The following is an 18,126-nucleotide window of genomic DNA, read 5'->3' on the forward strand; positions in this document are numbered from 1 at the left end:
CGCTTGCGCCATGGGCCGGCCCTCGATGGGTTGGCGGCCCTGCTGAGCCACAGCATCGCCAACCTGCGCAAGGAGGCGGCGCTGGCGTTGGGTGAGTTGGGTGACATGCGAGCGCTGCCTGCGCTGCGCGCCGCTGAGCCCGACGGCGATCCGGAGGTGCGCAAGGCGGTGCGGATTGCCTTGCTTCAGCTGGAGGACGGATCGTGAATCTGGTACCCAGGGCGCTGCGCAATGCACGCGACGAAGGCTGGCTGGTCATCGAGTGGGACCGCCCACACGTGCTCAGTCATGCCCAGCTGCGTCAGGCCTGCCCCTGCTCGCAATGCCGCGCGGCCCGGCTGCGCGGGCGGGCTGCTGTGGTACCGGGCGGGGTACGCCTGGAGCGCCTCGAGCTGCAGGGGTATGGGGTGCAGATGATCTTCAGTGATGGCCACGACCGTGGCATTTATCCCTGGACCTACCTGCATGGGCTGCCGGAAACGCTGGATGCAGAGGCCGGTCAGGCGTGAGGCTCAGGCAAGAGTGCCCAGCCTCGCTCGCCTGCCGGCAGCATGGGTAAGCACTGCCGAAAGCGCCGTGGCCGTTCACAGCCATGGCTGGCCCTTGGCCTTCGACGGCTGCCAGGTACCCAGGCGATGCTGCGTCACCGATCACCTCAGGCGCACACCCGCAGCACTTCCTGTTCCGTGGTCGTCCCCGCTGCGACGTGATCGTCGCCGCACTGTCGCAAGGTCCGCAACCCCTCGGCTGCCGCCTGCCGGCGCAGGCGCTGCAGGTCTGCGCCAGTGTCGATCTGCTGGCGCAGCGTATCGCTCATCACCAGCAGCTCGAACAGCCCGGTACGGCCGTGATAGCGCGTGTTGCGGCACAGCGGGCAGACGCTGCTGCCCGGCTGAGGCTGGTTCCGGCACTGGCGGCACAGCGTGCGCACCAGGCGTTGCGCCATCACCCCCACCAAGGTCGCCTTGATCAGGTAATCGGCCACGCCCAATTCTTGCAAGCGAGTGATGGCGCTGCATGCATCATTGGTGTGCAGCGTCGACAGCACCAGATGGCCGGTCAGCGCCGCCTGGATCGCCACCTGCGCGGTTTCCTGGTCGCGGATTTCACCAATCATGATCACGTCTGGATCCTGGCGCAGCAGCGCACGCACGCCGCTGGCAAAACCCAGGTCCAGGCCTGCCTGGACCTGCAGCTGGTTGATGGCCGGGTGCAGACGCTCGATGGGGTCTTCGATGGTGCACAGGTTGACCTGCGGCGAGGCGAGCCGCTCGAGGCTGGCATAGAGCGTTTGCGTCTTGCCAGAACCCGTGGGGCCGGTGACCAGAATGATGCCCTGGCGCTGCGCCAACAACTGCTCCCAGCGCTGCAGGACCTCGCCAGCCAGGCCCAGGCGGGCAAAATCCTGCTGCAACTGCAATGGGTCGAACAGGCGCAATACCAGCTTTTCGCCGAACGGGGTGGGCAGGCTGGACAGCCGCAGTTCGATGTCATGCCCACTCGGCAGGCGATGCTGCAGGCGGCCATCCTGCGGCCTGCGCTTCTCCGCCACGTTCATCCGGCCGAGGTGCTTGAGGCGGCTGGTCACGGCCAAGGTCACGCTGGCGGGAAAAGCGTAGATCGGGTGCAGCAGCCCGTCGATGCGATAGCGCAACTGGCCCTGCTCACGCCGCGGCTCCAGGTGGATATCGCTGGCGCGCTGCTCGAGGGCGTACTGCAGCATCCAGTCGACCAGGGTGACGATGTGCGCGTCATCGGCGCGTGATTGCTCGGCGCGCCGGCTGGGCGCCAGCAATTGCTCCAGCTGCTCCAGGCCGGCGCTGTGCTGGTGGCTGGCCCCGGCGACCTGCTGCGCCAGCTCGAAGGCCGCCTGGCTGATCTGGCGGATCAGCTTCGGGTTGGCCATTACCCGGTGGATGGGCCGGCCCAGGCTGCGCCGCAGGTCCACCTCCCACTCACATTGGTAGGGCTGGGCACTGGCCACGGTGATGCCGGCAGCGTCCACGGCGATGGGCAGAATGCCGTGGCGCTGGGCAAAAGCCGCTGAGATCAGGCTGGCGCTGTGGCTCAGGTCGAGTTGCAATGGGTCCAGGTGCAGGTAGGGCTGGCCGACCTTGGCCGCCAGCCATTGGCAGAGGCTGTCGAGGTCCTGTGCAGGCTCGGCAGCGTCCACGGGTTGGCTGGCGACCAGTTCCAGTGGATGGGCGTCGGGCCGGGCCTTGGCGCAATCGAGCACGGCCAGCGCGGTGCTGGCCGAGAGACGCTGGTCGGCGAGCAGTGCGTCGAGCAGGCGGTTGAGGTCGAGGGAGTGATCGGGGGCGGCGAACATCGCGAGGGCATCCTTGCCGAGGGGAGAAGTCGGCCAAGGGTAGCCACTGTCGGTTAGCGCCGCCGTGCCACGGGGTTACAGAATCTTGCCAGGGCCTTGCAGGCTGACCTGCGCCACGCAGATCAGGTTGCGCATCTTTAGCGCGATCAACTCGGCGCGCGCCCAGCTCACCCCGCCCAGCTCGATGCGCACGGCGAGCAGGTCGTCCAGTTGGGTCGCCTGAACGGCATGCGGCATCAACGACTGCAAGGCGAACAGGTTGAGGATGCGGCACAGGCTGTCGGGCTCGGCCTCGACCTGCACGGCGTAACTCACGTGCACGAGCGCATTGGCAGGGGGGAGGGTTTCAGGGCGAAGCGGGGCATCGAGTTGGGCAAGTGCGTTCATGGCGGGCCTCCGGAAGACCGAAACATTCTGGCACTCACGCAGTGCGATTATTTCGCTATGATCACCCAAATTTCACCTCATTGAAGATTGATCCATTCAAGGATCAACGGATAAGGACTTGTTCATGCACAACTCGCTCGATGCCTACGACCGCCGCATTCTCGAGGTGCTGCAAGACGATGCATCGCTGTCCAGCGCCCAGGTGGCCGAGCGCGTAGGCCTGTCGCAGTCACCGTGCTGGCGCAGGATTCAACGCTTGAAAGACGAGGGTGTGATCCGCGCGCAGGTGACCCTGCTGGACCGCAAGAAGGTGGGGCTGAACACGCAGATCTTCGCCGAGGTGAAACTCAACGCCCACGGGCGTTCGAACTTCACCGAATTCACTGACGCCATTCGCGGATTTCCGGAAGTGCTGGAATGCTACGTGCTGATGGGCGCAGTGGACTTTCTGTTGCGCATCGTGACCTCGGACATCGAAGCCTACGAGCGCTTCTTCTTCGAGAAGCTGTCGAACGTTCCGGGAATCCAGGAGGTGAACTCGATCGTCGCACTGTCGGAGATCAAGTCCACCACCTGCCTGCCATTAGCGCGATGAAGCCGGCTTGAGCAGGTATTTCCAGCCGCGGCTCTGATCGACCGCACGTGCCTGCTCGATGCGGTTCTCGAGCAGTTGCTCGCGCACTTCGGCTTCTTCGTCGCCCAAGGGCTGCTCGGCCAGCTGCTGCAGCTTGTTCAGGTCACCATAAAGGCGATCGAGTTGCGGTGCTTCGAGCACCTGGCGCGCATGGTGCAACCAGCTTTGTATACGCTCGATGCGCGGCAGCTGTTCGCCCAGGTCTTCAGGGCGCTGAACATAGAGCGACAACTGCAAGTCACGGCCCTCTTCGCCCAGCAGGTGCATCAGCCAGCTGGCCAGCTGCGCCTTGCCCTGGCGCTCACCACGGTTGTTGCGCTCGAGGGTCCAGGCGCGGGCCAGCAGCCAGCGCGAGGTGTTCAGCGAGAACTGGCCCCAACGCGGGTCCTGCAGCTCTTCGGCAAATTGCTCGGGCGCAGCGCGGCGGATGTCTTCGTCATCGTTGCCGGCCTGCACCAGCGGGCGCCAGTCTTCGAGCAGTGCATCGAGGCTGCTGCGCAGGTCGCGGGAGGTGGCGCGCGGTGCCGCCTGCCCAAGGCTGCTGACCAGGGCGCGCAGCTCGGACAAGGCCTTGACCCAGTCTTGCAACAAGCCCCAGTGGCCATTGTGGCGATACTGCTCGGCCAGGCGCTGGCTGCTGCCCAGCAGTTGCCAGGCCAGCGCGGTGAAGGCGTCGTCCAGGGCCATGGTCGGCTCCAGCTCGGTGCCGGGCAGGTTCAGGTCGTAGCTGGCCGGGTCGAGCAGGCGGTAGCCGCGCTCGGCCTTGCTGATGTCGCAGGGCATCAGAGCCAGGGTGGCGGACAGCTCGCTGGCCAGTTCCATCAGCGCCTCGGGCGTGCCTTCGCGCAGCTCCAGCTCGACTTCGCAGATGTCTTCTTTCTGCTTGCCGGCCACGACCCAGCCCTGGTCGAGTGCCACCTCGATCACCACCTTGGCCTTGCCACGGCCCCAGGCGATTTCCGCGTACTCGCGGGTGAAATCAGTGGTGAACAGCGGCTTGATGGTTTTCTTGTCGAGCTCGGCCAGCGCTTCGGGCCAGCACGTGGCGTCGAGCTTTTTCAGGTCCAGCTTGGGTTTTTCCAGTTGCCACTCGAACTCATTGCGCTCGGACAGCCCGGCGACGCTGCGGCCGCGGCACTTGAGGGTCTGAATGATGACCTCGCCATCGCGGCGCAAGCGCAGCGCGACCTGGGCGGCCGACAGATCACCCTCGGGCGTGTCGAAATACTGGTTGGACAGCTCACGGGTCTGCCAACCGGACTTGTTGCGCTTTTTCAGCAGCGGGTGCTCGCGCAGCGCGGCAAGGGTCTCGCGGCTGGCGCGAAGTTTGAGTTCGGTTTCTATGTGCATCACGGGCTCGAAGCAGGGGCGTGGATGTTCGGCAGTCTACAGGAGTCGGGCGCCTACCGCTGCGCCGGGCCGTCGTCAAGCCGGGTAGCCTTGCCTTTTGACCGGCGCGCATTGTTATGATGGACCCTGATTCAGAGGAGACCGCGCATGCCGCTGCCATCGTTGAAAGACCAGTTCGCTGCGCTGATCGCCGCGCCTTCGGTGAGCTGTACCCAAGCCGCGTTGGACCAGTCCAACCGTCAGGTCATCGACCTGCTTGCCGGTTGGCTGGGCGACCTGGGCTTTCGCTGCGAAATCCAGCAGGTCACCCCCGGCAAGTTCAACCTGCTGGCCAGTCGCGGTAGCGGCCCTGGCGGGCTGGTACTGGCCGGACACAGCGATACGGTGCCGTTCGATGAGCAGCTGTGGCGCACCGACCCGCTCAAACTGACCGAGCAGGACGGCCGTTGGATCGGCCTGGGCAGCTGTGACATGAAAGGCTTCTTCGCCCTGGTGATCGAAGCGGTGCAGCCGTTGCTGGCGCACGATTTCAAGCAGCCGCTGCTGATCCTGGCCACCTGTGATGAAGAAAGCTCGATGTCTGGCGCGCGGGCCCTGGCCGAAACCGGGCAGCCGCTGGGGCGTGCCGCGGTGATCGGCGAGCCCACCGGGCTCAAGCCGATTCGCATGCACAAGGGCATTCTCATGGACCGTATCGACATTCTCGGTCGCAGCGGCCATTCGTCAGACCCGAGCCTGGGCCACAGTGCGCTCGAAGCCATGCACGCGGTGATGGGTGAACTGATCGGCCTGCGTCAGCAGTGGCAAGCCCAGTACAGCAACCCGCAGTTTTCCGTCCCCACCCCGACGATGAACTTCGGCTGCATTCACGGCGGCGACAACCCCAACCGTATCTGCGGCCAATGCGCCCTGGAGTTCGACCTGCGCCCCTTGCCGGGCATGGACGTCGAGCAGTTGCGCGCGGCCATCGAGGCCAAGCTGCGGCCCCTGGCCGAACGCCACGAAGTGCAGATCGACTATGCGCCGCTGTTCCCGGAAGTACCGCCGTTCGAGCAGGCTGCCGACACCGAACTGGTCAGGCTCGCCGAACGCCTGACCGGGCACAGCGCCGAGGCAGTGGCCTTCGGCACCGAGGCACCGTACCTTCAGCAATTGGGCTGCGAGACCATCGTGCTCGGCCCGGGCGATATCCGCTGCGCCCACCAGCCTGGCGAATACCTGGAAATGTCACGCTTGGAGCCCACGGTGCGTCTATTGCGAGACCTGATCAAACATTACTGCCTGTAAACGTCCTTTACTCCGTTTCGTCCTGCCAATGAGGAGCGTACGCGTGACCGCAAGCCTGTTCCGACGATGATCTTGAACGCTGTCCGTTTCGCCGTTCTCCGTCCACCTATCCACAGGCCCCGTCATGCCCGAATACGTCAATTGGTTGCGCCATGCTTCGCCCTACATCAATGCCCACCGCGACTGCACCTTCGTGGTGATGCTGCCCGGTGAGGGCGTTGCCCATCCCAATTTCGGCAACATCGTCCACGACCTGGTCCTGCTGCACAGCCTGGGCGTGCGCCTGGTGCTGGTGCACGGTTCGCGGCCGCAGATCGAAAGCCGCCTGGCTGCACGGGGTCTGGAACCGCGTTACCACCACGGCCTGCGCATCACCGATGCGCCCACCCTGGAATGTGTGATCGAGGCCGTGGGGGCCTTGCGCCTGGCCATCGAAGCGCGCTTGTCGATGGACATCGCCGCCTCGCCCATGCAGGGCTCGCGGCTGCGAGTGGCCGGCGGCAACCTGGTCACGGCGCGGCCGATCGGCGTGCTGGAAGGGGTGGACTACGTGCACACCGGCGAAGTGCGCCGCATCGACCGCAAAGGCATCGGCCGGCTGCTCGACGAGCGTTCCATCGTGCTGCTGTCGTCGCTGGGCTATTCGCCCACCGGAGAGATCTTCAACCTGGCCTGCGAAGACGTCGCCACCCGCGCTGCCATCGATCTGGGTGCCGACAAGCTGCTGCTGTTCGGCGCCGAGCCCGGCCTGCTGGACGAGCAAGGCAAACTGGTCCGTGAGCTGCGCCCGCAGCAGATTCCTCAGCACCTGGCGCGGCTGGGCAGCGACTACCAGGGCGAGCTGCTCGATGCGGCAGGCGAGGCGTGCAAGGGCGGCGTGGAGCGCAGCCATATCGTCAGCTACGTCGACAATGGCGCGCTGCTGACCGAACTGTTCACCCGTGACGGCAGCGGCACGCTGGTCGCTCAGGAACAGTTCGAGATCGTCCGCGAAGCGACCATCGACGACGTCGGCGGCCTGCTCGACCTGATCAGCCCGCTGGAAGAACAAGGCATTCTGGTGCGCCGCTCGCGCGAGGTGCTGGAGCGTGAGATCGAGCAGTTCAGCGTGGTCGAGCGCGAAGGCATGATCATCGCCTGCGCGGCCCTGTATCCGATCGTCGATTCCCAGGCCGGCGAGCTGGCGTGCCTGGCGGTCAACCCGGAGTACCGCCACGGCGGTCGTGGTGACGACCTGCTCGAGCGCATCGAGCAGCGCGCGCGGCAGCAGGGCATCAATACGCTATTCGTGCTCACCACCCGCACCGCGCACTGGTTCCGCGAACGCGGCTTCGCGCCTAGCGGTGTGGAGCGTCTGCCGGCGGCGCGGGCGTCGCTGTACAACTATCAGCGTAATTCGAAGATTTTTGAGAAGTCGATCTGATGGGTATGCCGCAGCGAACGTGATCTGCCAACAGTACCCTTACCACCGCTGATTTGAAAACGCCGGCCCACGAGCGTAACGCTGTTCACTTGAGCGACCAGGGCCGCCTTGCGGCCCATCGCGACTGAAGTCGCTCCCACAGGTTGGACGCCTATTCCCTGTGGGAGCGGCTTGAGCCGCGATGGGCTGCAGAGCAGCCCCAGGTGATCGATTCAGCTTAAATGAACAGCGTTGCGCCCCAGGGGGCGGCGTTTTCAGTTGTTTCAGACCGTATGCAGATACCAGTTGTACTCAAGGTCGGAAATGGAGTGCTCGAACTCCTCCAGCTCGCTTTCCTTGCAGGCAACGAAGATGTCGATGTACTTCGGGTCGATGTACTTGTTGAGGATTTCGCTGTCGTCCAACTCGCGCAGGGCGTCGCGCAGGTTGTTTGGCAGGCTCTGCTCGAGTTGCTCGTACGAGTTGCCTTCGATCGGCGTGCCCGGTTCGATCTTGTTGGTCAGACCGTGGTGCACACCGGCCAGCACGGCGGCCATCATCAGGTACGGGTTGGCGTCGGCGCCGGCGACGCGGTGCTCGATGCGCACGGCGTCTGCTGAACCGGTCGGTACGCGCAGGGCCACGGTACGGTTGTCCAGGCCCCAGCTCGGTGCATTGGGCACGTAGAACTGTGCGCCGAAGCGGCGGTACGAGTTCACATTCGGGCAGAGGAAGGCCATGGATGCGGGCAGGGTCTCGAGCACACCGCCGATCGCGTGACGCAGTGCGGCGTTCTGCTCGGGATCCTCGCTGGTAAAGATGTTGTTGCCGTCTTTATCCAGGATCGAAATGTGCACGTGCAGACCATTGCCCGCCTGGCCTGGATAAGGCTTGGCCATGAAGGTGGTGTCCATCTCATGGTCGTAGGCGATGTTCTTGATCAGGCGCTTGAGCAGCACCGCGTAATCGCAGGCCTTGAGCGCATCCGGCACGTGGTGCAGGTTGACTTCGAACTGCGCCGGAGCACTTTCCTTGACGATGGCGTCCGCTGGAATACCTTGTTCCTTGGCGCCTTCGAGGATGTCCTGCAGGCAGTCGGCATACTCGTCGAGGTCATCGATCAGGTACACCTGGGTCGATTGCGGACGTTTGCCCGAGATCGGCGAGCGCGGCGGCTGCGGACGGCCGTTCACGTTCTCCTGGTCGATCAGGTAGAACTCCAGCTCGAACGCGGCGCAAATGGTCAGGCCCATGTCGGTGAACTTGCTCACCACCTGGCGCAGCACTTCACGCGGGTCGGCGAAGAACGGCTCGCCTTCGATTTCGTGCATGGTCATCAGCAGTTGCGCAGTCGGGCGCTTCTGCCAAGGCTCGTTGGAGAGGGTGTCAGGGATCGGATAGCAGATGCGGTCGGCATCGCCGATGTCCAGACCGAGCCCCGTGCTTTCGACGGTCGAGCCGTTGATGTCGAGGGCGAAGAGGGAGGCCGGCAGATTGATGCCTTTCTCGTAAACCTTGTGGAGGCTGGTGCGCTCAATGCGCTTGCCGCGCACCACACCATTCATATCTGCAATCAGAAGGTCAACGTAGAGAACCTCAGGATGTTCCTTAAGGAACGCGTTCGCTTCGTTAAGCTGAACGGCACGCGGGGGTACCGACATGATGCAACACCTTTGTTGTTAAAAATATCAATCAAGGGGGGCTTGCCAACTCAGTCAATCGGAAAGCGTTTGCCAAGTCAAGTTAGCCCCTTGATGCCCTGAAATGGCTCATCTACGGCAGATTTGCTGCAAATTGGGGCTTGGCATTATCCGCCATTCTAGTCGTAAACGGATACAGCGCCGCAGCCGTATTTTATTTTTTACGGGGTGGTTGTATAAAAAAATGGACATGGCTAAGCTCGGATTCACCCAGAACAGAACAATACGAGGGTGTCATGGTCCGCTCATGTCGACCTGAAAAGACCGCTAGCACGTTGCTATCAGTGGGCCCGCGTGCAGGCTCCGGCACGCCTGCCAAGCTATCTCCTCCCTTCGCCACGCTGACCACAATAGTTGACGCTGTGCGCCCTTGCTCCTGTGTCAACGGTCCTGATCGGCCCTCTGCCCGGCCTTCGCGCCTCGTGCACGCGCAAGGATCACGCGGGCTGTTTTGCTTTAGACATACAGTGCAGCCAGAATCAAGACGTGGGCATCTCCAGGGGGGCTGATGCGCCGTGTCGGCCAACGCCGAGCATCGCCTGTCCTCCGTCCCGCGCACCTTTGCCAGGTTTCCCATCACCTGAGGTATTTATGAGTAACAACCTCGACCAGCTCACCGATTGGTTGAAAGAACACAAGATCACCGAAGTTGAATGCCTGATCAGCGACCTGACCGGTATCACCCGCGGCAAGATCTCGCCGACCAACAAGTTCATCGCCGAAAAGGGCATGCGTCTGCCGGAGAGTGTGTTGCTGCAGACCGTGACCGGCGACTACGTGGACGACGACATCTATTACCAGCTGCTCGACCCTGCCGACATCGACATGATCTGCCGGCCAGACGAGAACGCCGTGTTCCTCGTGCCCTGGGCCATCGAGCCGACCGCCCAGGTGATCCACGACACCTACGACAAGAAAGGCAATCCGATCGAGCTGTCGCCGCGCAACGTGCTGAAAAAGGTGCTCAAGCTCTATGCCGACAAGGGCTGGCAGCCCATCGTGGCGCCGGAGATGGAGTTCTACCTGACCAAGCGCGCCGAAGACCCGGACTTCCCGCTGCAGCCGCCGGTAGGCCGCTCGGGCCGCCCTGAAACGGGGCGCCAGTCGTTTTCCATCGAAGCCGCCAACGAATTCGACCCCTTGTTCGAAGACGTCTATGACTGGTGCGAGTTGCAGGAGCTGGACCTCGACACGCTGATCCACGAAGACGGCACGGCGCAGATGGAAATCAACTTCCGGCATGGCGACGCGCTGCACCTGGCCGACCAGATCCTGGTGTTCAAGCGCACCATGCGCGAGGCCGCGCTCAAGCACAACGTGGCAGCCACCTTCATGGCCAAGCCCATGACCGGCGAGCCCGGCAGTGCCATGCACCTGCACCAGAGCGTCATCGACGTTGCCACCGGCAAGAACATCTTCGTCAATGAAGACGGCAGCATGAGCACGCTGTTCCTCAACCACATCGGCGGCCTGCAGAAGTTCATCCCCGAAGCGTTGCCGTTGTTCGCACCCAACGTGAATTCGTTCCGCCGCTTCCTGCCCGATACCTCGGCACCGGTGAACGTCGAGTGGGGCGAAGAGAACCGCACCGTAGGCCTGCGGGTGCCCGATGCCACCGCGCAGAACCGCCGTGTGGAAAACCGCCTGCCCGGCGCCGACGCCAACCCGTACCTGGCCATCGCCGCCAGCCTGCTGTGCGGCTACATCGGCATGGTCGAGGGCATCGAAGCCAGCGCCCCGGTGGTGGGCCGTGGTTACGAGCGGCGCAACCTGCGTTTGCCGCTGACCATCGAGGACGCGCTCGAGCGCATGGAAAACAGCCGCTCGCTGGAGCAGTACCTGGGCAAGAAATTCATCGCCGGCTACGTCGCCACCAAGCGCGCCGAGCATGAAAACTTCAAACGCGTCATCAGTTCCTGGGAGCGTGAGTTCCTGCTGTTCGCGGTCTGATCAATCCTGGGCCGCCCCGGCGGCCCTTGGCCAAATGGAGAAGCACATGAGTGTCGTCAACCCACAAACCCGTGAATGGCAAGCCCTGAGCGGCGAGCATCACCTGGCGCCTTTCAGCGACTACAAGCAGCTGAAGGCCAAGGGCCCGCGCATCATCACCAAGGCCCAAGGTGTGCATTTGTGGGACAGCGAAGGCCGGCAGATTCTCGACGGCATGGCCGGGTTGTGGTGCGTGGCGGTGGGCTACGGCCGTGAGGAACTGGTGCAGGCCGCAGAGAAGCAGATGCGCGAGCTGCCCTACTACAACCTGTTCTTCCAGACGGCCCATCCGCCTGCGCTGGAGCTGGCCAAGGCCATCACCGACGTGGCGCCGGCGGGCATGACGCATGTGTTCTTCACCAGTTCCGGCTCCGAAGGCAATGACACCGTGCTGCGCATGGTCCGTCATTACTGGGCGCTCAAGGGCAAGCCGCACAAGCAGACCCTGATCGGCCGGGTCAACGGCTACCACGGCTCCACCGTGGCCGGTGCCAGCCTCGGCGGCATGAGCGGCATGCATGCCCAGGGCGGCTTGCCGATCCCCGGTATCGTGCACATTCCGCAGCCCTACTGGTTCGGCGAGGGTGGCGACATGACGCCTGAGGCCTTCGGCACCTGGGCCGCCGAGCAGCTTGAACAGAAGATTCTGGAAGTCGGCGAAGACAACGTCGCTGCCTTCATTGCCGAGCCGATCCAGGGCGCTGGTGGCGTGATCATCCCGCCCGATACCTACTGGCCGAAGATCAAGGAGATTCTCGCCCGCTACGACATCCTCTTCGTGGCCGACGAGGTGATCTGTGGCTTTGGACGCACCGGCGAGTGGTTCGGCTCGGACTACTACGACCTGCAACCTGACCTGATGACCATCGCCAAGGGCCTGACCTCCGGCTACATCCCCATGGGTGGGGTGATCGTGCGCAATGAAGTGGCCAAGGTGATCAGCGAAGGCGGCGACTTCAACCACGGTTTCACGTATTCCGGGCACCCGGTCGCGGCGGCCGTGGGCCTGGAAAACCTGCGCATTCTTCGCGACGAGCACATCATCGACACCGCGCGCGTCGAGACGGCACCGTATTTGCAAAAGCGTTTGCGTGAACTGCAGGACCACCCGCTGGTGGGTGAGGTTCGCGGTGTGGGCTTGCTCGGCGCCATCGAGCTGGTCAAGGACAAGGCCACGCGCAGCCGTTACGAAGGCCAGGAGGCAGGCATGATCTGTCGGAACTTCTGCTTCGAAAACGGGCTCATCATGCGCGCGGTCGGCGACACCATGATCATCGCGCCGCCGTTGGTGATCAGCCATGCCGAGGTGGACGAGCTGGTCGAGAAAGCCCGCAAGTGCCTGGATCTGACCCTGGAAGCGCTGCAGTAGCCTTTTGCTAGGCTAGTGAAGTGATATTGAGTGCCCGAGTCGGCCAGCTTCAGTTGAAACCGCACTTGTTAACTTGCCAGACTAGGCACTTGTAGGAAAAGTCGCTAAGCCACGACGTTGCGCGGTGCGAGTCGGTGATGACCGTTCACCGATTGCATTGTGCACGTCGAGGGAAGCATGGCGTTTTTTCGGACATTACCTGGTGAGGCGGGACCTGCTGTTGAACCGATGGTCTCGACAAAAAAATTCTGGAGCATTACGCATGAAGAAATTGGGCAAGACGCTGCTGGCCGCTTCCCTGACGGGGGCGATGTCCACTGCCTACGCGGCAGACAACAAGGTGGTCCACGTCTACAACTGGTCCGATTACATCGCCACAGACACCGTGGCCAAGTTCGAGAAACAGACCGGTATCAAGGTCGTCTACGACGTGTTCGACAGCAACGAGACCCTCGAAGCCAAGTTGCTGGCGGGCAAATCCGGTTACGACGTGGTCGTGCCATCCAACAACTTCCTGGCCAAGCAGATCAAGGCCGGCGTGTATCTGGAACTGGACAAGTCCAAGCTGCCGAACTGGAAGAACCTCGACGAAGGTCTGCTCAAGGTCGTGGGCGATGCCAGCGATGCCGGCAACCAGCATGCCTTCCCGTACATGTGGGGCTCGATCGGCATCGGCTACAACCCGGAGAAGGTCAAAGCCGCGCTCGGCGTCGACAAGATCGATTCGTGGGACGTGGTGTTCAAGCCCGAGAACATGGCCAAGCTCAAGAGCTGCGGCGTGAGCTTCCTCGACGCACCCACCGAGATGATTCCGGCAGCGCTGCACTACCTGGGCAAGCCTGCCGACAGCAGTGCCAAGGCTGACCTGAAAGCGGCTGAAGACCTGTTCCTGGGCATTCGCCCGTCCGTGGCCTACTTCCACTCCTCCAAGTACATCTCGGACCTGGCCAACGGCAACATCTGCGTGGCCGTCGGTTATTCCGGTGACCTGGAGCAGGCCAAGTCCCGCGCCCATGAGGCCGGCGACAAGGTCAAGCTGGCCTACAGCATTCCCAAGGAAGGTGCCGGTACGTTCTACGACATGGTCGCCATTCCCAAAGATGCCGAAAACGTCGACGCCGCCTATCAGTTCATGAACTTCCTGATGCAGCCGGAAATCATGGCCGAGATCACCAACGCCGTACGCTTCCCGAATGGCAACAAGGCGGCCACCCCGCTGGTGGACAAAGACATCACGGGCGACCCGAGCATCTATCCGCCGGCTGATGTGGCGGCCAAGCTTTACGCGATCAAGGCCCAGGACCAGAAAGTCCTGCGCGAGATCACTCGCAGCTGGACCAAGATCAAGTCAGGCAAATAAGTCCTGCTGGACACCCTCTGGGCCGGGCTTCTCCGGCCCGAGCGGTGAGCAAGGCGCATGAACATTGCGGCAGCGAGCCTACCCAGGTAAGTTGCGCGCCGGTTTAGCCTGCGCGGATACGTTGGCCGTGACCTTTGCACACTTCGAGAGGACCACCTCCTTGGCTATTTCCATGTTGCGCAAGGCCGCCCTGATGGGCGCAGGGCTGACGCTGGCCTGTAGCGTCCAGGCGGCAGGCACGGTGCACCTGTACAACTGGTCCGACTACATCGGGCCCACTACCCTGGCGGACTTCGAGAAAGCGACCGGCATCAAACCGGTGCAAGACGTGTTCGACTCCAACGAAACCCTGGAAGGCAAACTGCTCGCGGGCCGTACCGGCTACGACGTCGTGGTGCCGTCCAACCATTTCCTCGGCAAGCAGATCAAGGCGGGCGCGTTCCAGAAGCTCGACCGCTCCCTGCTGCCCAACTACGCCAACCTTGACCCGGCACTGATGAAGCGCCTGGAAAAGAACGACCCTGGCAACCAGTACGCCGTGCCGTATCTGTGGGGCACCAACGGCATTGGCTACAACGTCGAGAAGGTCAAGGCTGTGCTGGGTGTCGACACCATCGATTCCTGGGCCGTGCTGTTCGAGCCGGAAAACATGAAGAAGCTCTCCACATGCGGAGTCGCGTTCATGGACTCGGCCGATGAAATGCTGCCGGCGGTGCTCAACTACATGGGCCTGGACCCCAACAGCAGCAACCCCAAGGACTATCAAGCAGCCGAGAAGAAACTGCTGGCCGTGCGCCCGTACGTGACCTATTTCCATTCTTCGAAATACATCACCGATCTCGCCAACGGCGATATCTGCGTTGCGGCGGGCTTTTCCGGCGATGTGTTCCAGGCCAGGGCCCGCGCCGAAGAAGCCAAGAAGGGCGTGAAGCTGGCCTACGCCATCCCCAAGGAAGGCGGCAACCTGTGGTTCGACGTGCTGGCCATCCCCAAGGATGCGCGCAACGTCAAAGAGGCCCATGCCTTGATCGACTACCTGCTCAAGCCCGAGGTGATTGCCCAGGTCAGTGACTATGTGGGCTACGCCAACCCCAACCTCAAGGCCAAGGCCCTGATGGAGCAGGCAGTGGCCACCGATCCCGCCGTCTACCCCGCACAGGATGTGTTGGACAAAATGTTCGTCAATGCCGAGTTGCCCCCCAAGGTGCAACGCCTCATGACCCGCAGCTGGACCAAGGTCAAGTCGGGCAAGTAATCATCCGCGCCCGCCGGCAACACGGCGGGCTGCCACATCCTGTTGGGAGTCTCCATCCATGCCACTCGCCTCCGGCGCCTACAAGAAAGCCCTCGAAGGCGACCAGCAGCCCAAGCAGGTGCTGGTCAAGATCGATCGGGTGACGAAAAAATTCGACGAAACGATCGCCGTCGACGATGTGTCGCTGGAAATCCGCAAGGGCGAGATCTTCGCCCTGCTCGGCGGTTCCGGCTCCGGCAAGTCGACCTTGCTGCGCATGCTCGCCGGTTTCGAGCGCCCTACCGAAGGGCGGATTTTTCTCGATGGCGTCGACATCACCGACATGCCGCCCTATGAGCGGCCGATCAACATGATGTTCCAGTCCTACGCGCTGTTCCCGCACATGACCGTGGCGCAGAACATCGCCTTCGGCCTGCAGCAGGACCGTCTGCCCAAGGCCGAGATCGACGCCCGTGTGGCCGAGATGCTCAAGCTGGTGCACATGACCCAATACGCCAAGCGCAAGCCGCATCAGCTCTCCGGTGGCCAGCGCCAGCGCGTGGCCCTGGCACGCTCGCTGGCCAAGCGGCCCAAGCTGCTGCTGCTCGATGAGCCGATGGGTGCACTGGACAAGAAGCTGCGCTCGCAGATGCAGCTGGAGCTGGTGGAAATCATCGAGCGGGTCGGGGTGACCTGCGTGATGGTGACCCACGATCAGGAAGAGGCCATGACCATGGCCCAGCGCATCGCCATCATGCACCTGGGCTGGATCGCGCAGATCGGCTCGCCGGTGGACATCTACGAGACGCCTACCAGCCGCCTGGTATGCGAGTTCATCGGCAACGTCAACCTGTTCGACGGTGAAGTGGTCGACGACGCCGAAGGCCACGCGCTGATCGCCTCACCTGAGCTGGAGCGCGCGATCTACGTCGGCCACGGCGTCAGTACCTCGGTCGAAGACAAGACCATCACCTATGCCTTGCGCCCCGAAAAACTGCTGATCACCACCACTCAGCCGACCTTCGAGCACAACTGGTCGCGCGGCAAGATCCACGACATCGCCTACCTCGGCGGGCACTCGGTGTTCTACGTCAAGCTGCCCAGCGGCAAGATCGTCCAGTCGTTCGTGGCCAACGCCGAGCGCCAGGGCGCGCGTCCGACCTGGGACGACGAAGTGTTCGTGTGGTGGGAAGACGACAGCGGCGTGGTACTGCGCTCATGAAAATTCGAAAGATCAAACGGGCCTTGCATCGCATGACCCCGGAGGGCCGCCACATCGTGATCGGTGTGCCGTTCCTGTGGCTGTTCCTGTTCTTCATGCTGCCGTTCTTCATCGTCCTGAAGATCAGCTTCGCTGAAGCCGACGTGGCGATCCCGCCCTATACCGAGATCTACAGCTACGTCGAAGACAAGATCCAGCTGGTGCTGAACCTGGCCAACTATGGATTGCTCGCTGAAGACGAGCTGTACCTGGCGGCCTATGTCGGATCGCTGAAAGTGGCGTTGATCAGCACCGTGCTGTGCCTGCTGATCGGCTACCCGATGGCGTACGCCATCGCCAATGCGCGCAAGGACATTCAGACGGTACTGCTGCTGCTGATCATGATGCCGACCTGGACCGCGATCCTGATCCGCGTCTACGCCTGGATGGGCATCCTCAGCAACAACGGGCTGCTCAACAGCTTCCTGATGTGGCTGGGGCTGATCGACCAGCCGCTGCAGATCCTCAACACCAACCTGGCGGTGTACATCGGTGTGGTCTATTCGTACCTGCCATTCATGATCCTGCCGCTCTTCGCCAACCTCGTGAAACATGATCAGAGCCTGCTGGAAGCGGCCTCCGACCTGGGTTCGAGCACCTTCAACAGCTTCTGGAAAATCACCGTGCCGCTGTCGAAGAACGGCATCATTGCCGGCTGCATGCTGGTGTTCATTCCGGTGGTGGGCGAGTTCGTCATCCCTGAACTGCTCGGCGGTCCGGAAACCCTGATGATCGGCAAAGTGCTGTGGCAGGAGTTCTTCAACAACCGCGACTGGCCGGTGGCTTCGGCCTTGGCGGTAGTGATGCTGGCGATCCTGATCGTGCCGATTCTGCTGTTCAACCGTAGCCAGGCAAGAGAAATGGAGGGCAGGGCATGAAACGTTTCGGTTTCTCGAAGCTGATGCTGGTACTGGGCCTGCTGTTCATCTACCTGCCGATGGTGATTCTGGTCATCTACTCGTTCAACGCCTCCAAGCTGGTGACGGTCTGGGGCGGCTGGTCGGTGAAGTGGTACGTTGGCCTGCTCGACAACACCCAACTGATGAGCGCGGTGATGCGTTCGCTGGAAATCGCCCTGTACACCGCAGTGGCGGCCGTGGCCCTGGGTACCCTGGCAGCCTTCGTGCTGACCCGGGTCACCCGCTTCAAGGGCCGCACGCTGTTCGGCGGCCTGGTCACCGCGCCGCTGGTGATGCCCGAGGTGATCACCGGTCTGTCGCTGTTGCTGCTGTTCGTGGCCATGGCGCAGATGATCGGCTGGCCCCAGGAGCGCGGCATTGCCACCATCTGGATTGCCCACACCACGTTCTGCGCCGCCTATGTGGCGGTGGTGGTATCGGCACGCCTGCGTGAGCTGGACCTGTCGATCGAAGAGGCGGCCATGGACCTGGGTGCGCGGCCGTGGAAGGTGTTCATCCTGATCACCATCCCGATGATCGCGCCCTCGCTGGCGGCGGGCGGCATGATGTCGTTCGCCCTGTCACTGGATGACCTGGTACTCGCCAGCTTCGTTTCCGGGCCGGGCTCGACCACCTTGCCGATGGAAGTGTTCTCCGCAGTGCGCCTGGGTGTGAAACCCGAGATCAACGCCGTGGCGAGCCTGATCCTGCTGTCGGTGTCGCTGGTGACCTTCTTCGTCTGGTACTTCAGCCGCCGGGCGGAAGAGCGTCGGCGCAAGGCGGTGCAACTGGCGATCGAGGAAGCGGCTGCTGGTAGCGGGGGTATGCCGCTGGTCAAGCGGCCTGCCCTTTCCTGAGGCAATGGCCCGGCATGACAATCCGCTCGTGCCGGGCTTGATGGGATGCTGTCTGGCCGCAGGCAGCG

16 protein-coding genes are annotated in these 18,126 nt (G+C 62.9%); 12 read left to right on the forward strand and 4 right to left on the reverse strand.

Annotation, left to right across the window (positions count from 1 at the left end; genetic code table 11):
- On the forward strand, positions 1–207 hold a 207-nt coding region (locus RT028_RS09045), incomplete at its 5' end, for a HEAT repeat domain-containing protein (protein ID WP_312934374.1).
- On the forward strand, positions 204–509 hold the full coding sequence (locus tag RT028_RS09050) for a gamma-butyrobetaine hydroxylase-like domain-containing protein (RefSeq protein WP_312934375.1): 306 nt from the start codon (positions 204–206) through the stop codon (positions 507–509). The genes RT028_RS09045 and RT028_RS09050, both read left to right, overlap by 4 nt.
- Positions 510–655: 146 nt before the next feature.
- On the opposite strand, the gene RT028_RS09055 is transcribed toward RT028_RS09050, so the two are convergent.
- Together RT028_RS09055 and RT028_RS09060 are read right to left on the reverse strand one after the other, a co-directional pair.
- A complete protein-coding gene (locus RT028_RS09055) occupies positions 656–2,329 on the reverse strand; it encodes a GspE/PulE family protein (protein WP_312934376.1) in 1,674 nt (557 codons plus the stop codon).
- A gap of 75 nt (positions 2,330–2,404) precedes the next feature.
- Positions 2,405–2,716 (reverse strand): hypothetical protein, encoded by a 312-nt coding sequence (locus RT028_RS09060; protein WP_312934377.1) that lies wholly within the window; start codon positions 2,714–2,716, stop codon positions 2,405–2,407.
- 124 nt (positions 2,717–2,840) lie between these two features.
- Here RT028_RS09060 and RT028_RS09065 point away from each other — a divergent pair, with 124 nt between their 5' ends.
- Entirely contained in the window at positions 2,841–3,311 is a 471-nt protein-coding gene (locus RT028_RS09065) for an Lrp/AsnC family transcriptional regulator (RefSeq protein WP_312934378.1), read from the forward strand.
- On the opposite strand, the gene RT028_RS09070 is transcribed toward RT028_RS09065, so the two are convergent.
- Positions 3,300–4,700, reverse strand: a complete 1,401-nt coding sequence (locus tag RT028_RS09070; protein WP_312934379.1) for an inorganic triphosphatase — start codon at positions 4,698–4,700, stop codon at positions 3,300–3,302. The two genes, RT028_RS09065 and RT028_RS09070, sit on opposite strands and share 12 nt — an antisense overlap.
- Before the next feature lie 147 nt (positions 4,701–4,847).
- Here RT028_RS09070 and argE point away from each other — a divergent pair, with 147 nt between their 5' ends.
- Both argE and argA read left to right on the forward strand, forming a co-directional pair.
- The gene (gene argE / locus RT028_RS09075) at positions 4,848–5,987 is read left to right on the forward strand and encodes an acetylornithine deacetylase (RefSeq protein WP_312934380.1); all 1,140 of its coding nucleotides are present in this window, start codon (positions 4,848–4,850) and stop codon (positions 5,985–5,987) included.
- Between the two features lie 124 nt (positions 5,988–6,111).
- Complete coding sequence (argA, locus tag RT028_RS09080) at positions 6,112–7,410, forward strand: amino-acid N-acetyltransferase (RefSeq protein WP_312934381.1); 1,299 nt, start codon at positions 6,112–6,114, stop codon at positions 7,408–7,410.
- A gap of 263 nt (positions 7,411–7,673) precedes the next feature.
- Here the strand turns inward: argA and RT028_RS09085 are convergent, their stop codons facing one another.
- Positions 7,674–9,050, reverse strand: a complete 1,377-nt coding sequence (locus tag RT028_RS09085; protein WP_312934382.1) for a glutamine synthetase family protein — start codon at positions 9,048–9,050, stop codon at positions 7,674–7,676.
- Between the two features lie 630 nt (positions 9,051–9,680).
- On the opposite strand from RT028_RS09085, the gene RT028_RS09090 reads away from it, so the two are divergent.
- The 7 genes from RT028_RS09090 (at position 9,681) to RT028_RS09120 (ending at position 18,058) form a co-directional block, all read left to right on the forward strand.
- Complete coding sequence (locus tag RT028_RS09090; protein ID WP_312934383.1) at positions 9,681–11,039, forward strand: glutamine synthetase family protein; 1,359 nt, start codon at positions 9,681–9,683, stop codon at positions 11,037–11,039.
- Between the two features lie 46 nt (positions 11,040–11,085).
- Entirely contained in the window at positions 11,086–12,447 is a 1,362-nt protein-coding gene (locus RT028_RS09095) for an aspartate aminotransferase family protein (protein WP_312934384.1), read from the forward strand.
- Positions 12,448–12,709: 262 nt separating this feature from the next.
- On the forward strand, positions 12,710–13,807 hold the full coding sequence (locus tag RT028_RS09100; protein WP_312934385.1) for a polyamine ABC transporter substrate-binding protein: 1,098 nt from the start codon (positions 12,710–12,712) through the stop codon (positions 13,805–13,807).
- Positions 13,808–13,967: 160 nt separating this feature from the next.
- Complete coding sequence (locus tag RT028_RS09105; RefSeq protein ID WP_312934386.1) at positions 13,968–15,062, forward strand: polyamine ABC transporter substrate-binding protein; 1,095 nt, start codon at positions 13,968–13,970, stop codon at positions 15,060–15,062.
- 58 nt (positions 15,063–15,120) lie between these two features.
- On the forward strand, positions 15,121–16,263 hold the full coding sequence (gene potA / locus RT028_RS09110) for a polyamine ABC transporter ATP-binding protein (RefSeq protein WP_312934387.1): 1,143 nt from the start codon (positions 15,121–15,123) through the stop codon (positions 16,261–16,263).
- Entirely contained in the window at positions 16,260–17,180 is a 921-nt protein-coding gene (locus RT028_RS09115) for an ABC transporter permease subunit (protein ID WP_312934388.1), read from the forward strand. Before potA ends, RT028_RS09115 begins: the two co-directional genes overlap by 4 nt.
- Positions 17,177–18,058 carry an ABC transporter permease subunit gene (locus tag RT028_RS09120; protein WP_312934389.1) on the forward strand — a complete coding sequence of 294 codons (882 nt, stop codon included), beginning with the start codon at positions 17,177–17,179 and terminating at the stop codon, positions 18,056–18,058. The genes RT028_RS09115 and RT028_RS09120 overlap by 4 nt, the downstream gene beginning before the upstream one ends.
- Positions 18,059–18,126 lie beyond the last annotated feature (68 nt).

The organism is Pseudomonas sp. (assembly GCF_032058845.1).
Taxonomy (GTDB): domain Bacteria; phylum Pseudomonadota; class Gammaproteobacteria; order Pseudomonadales; family Pseudomonadaceae; genus Aquipseudomonas.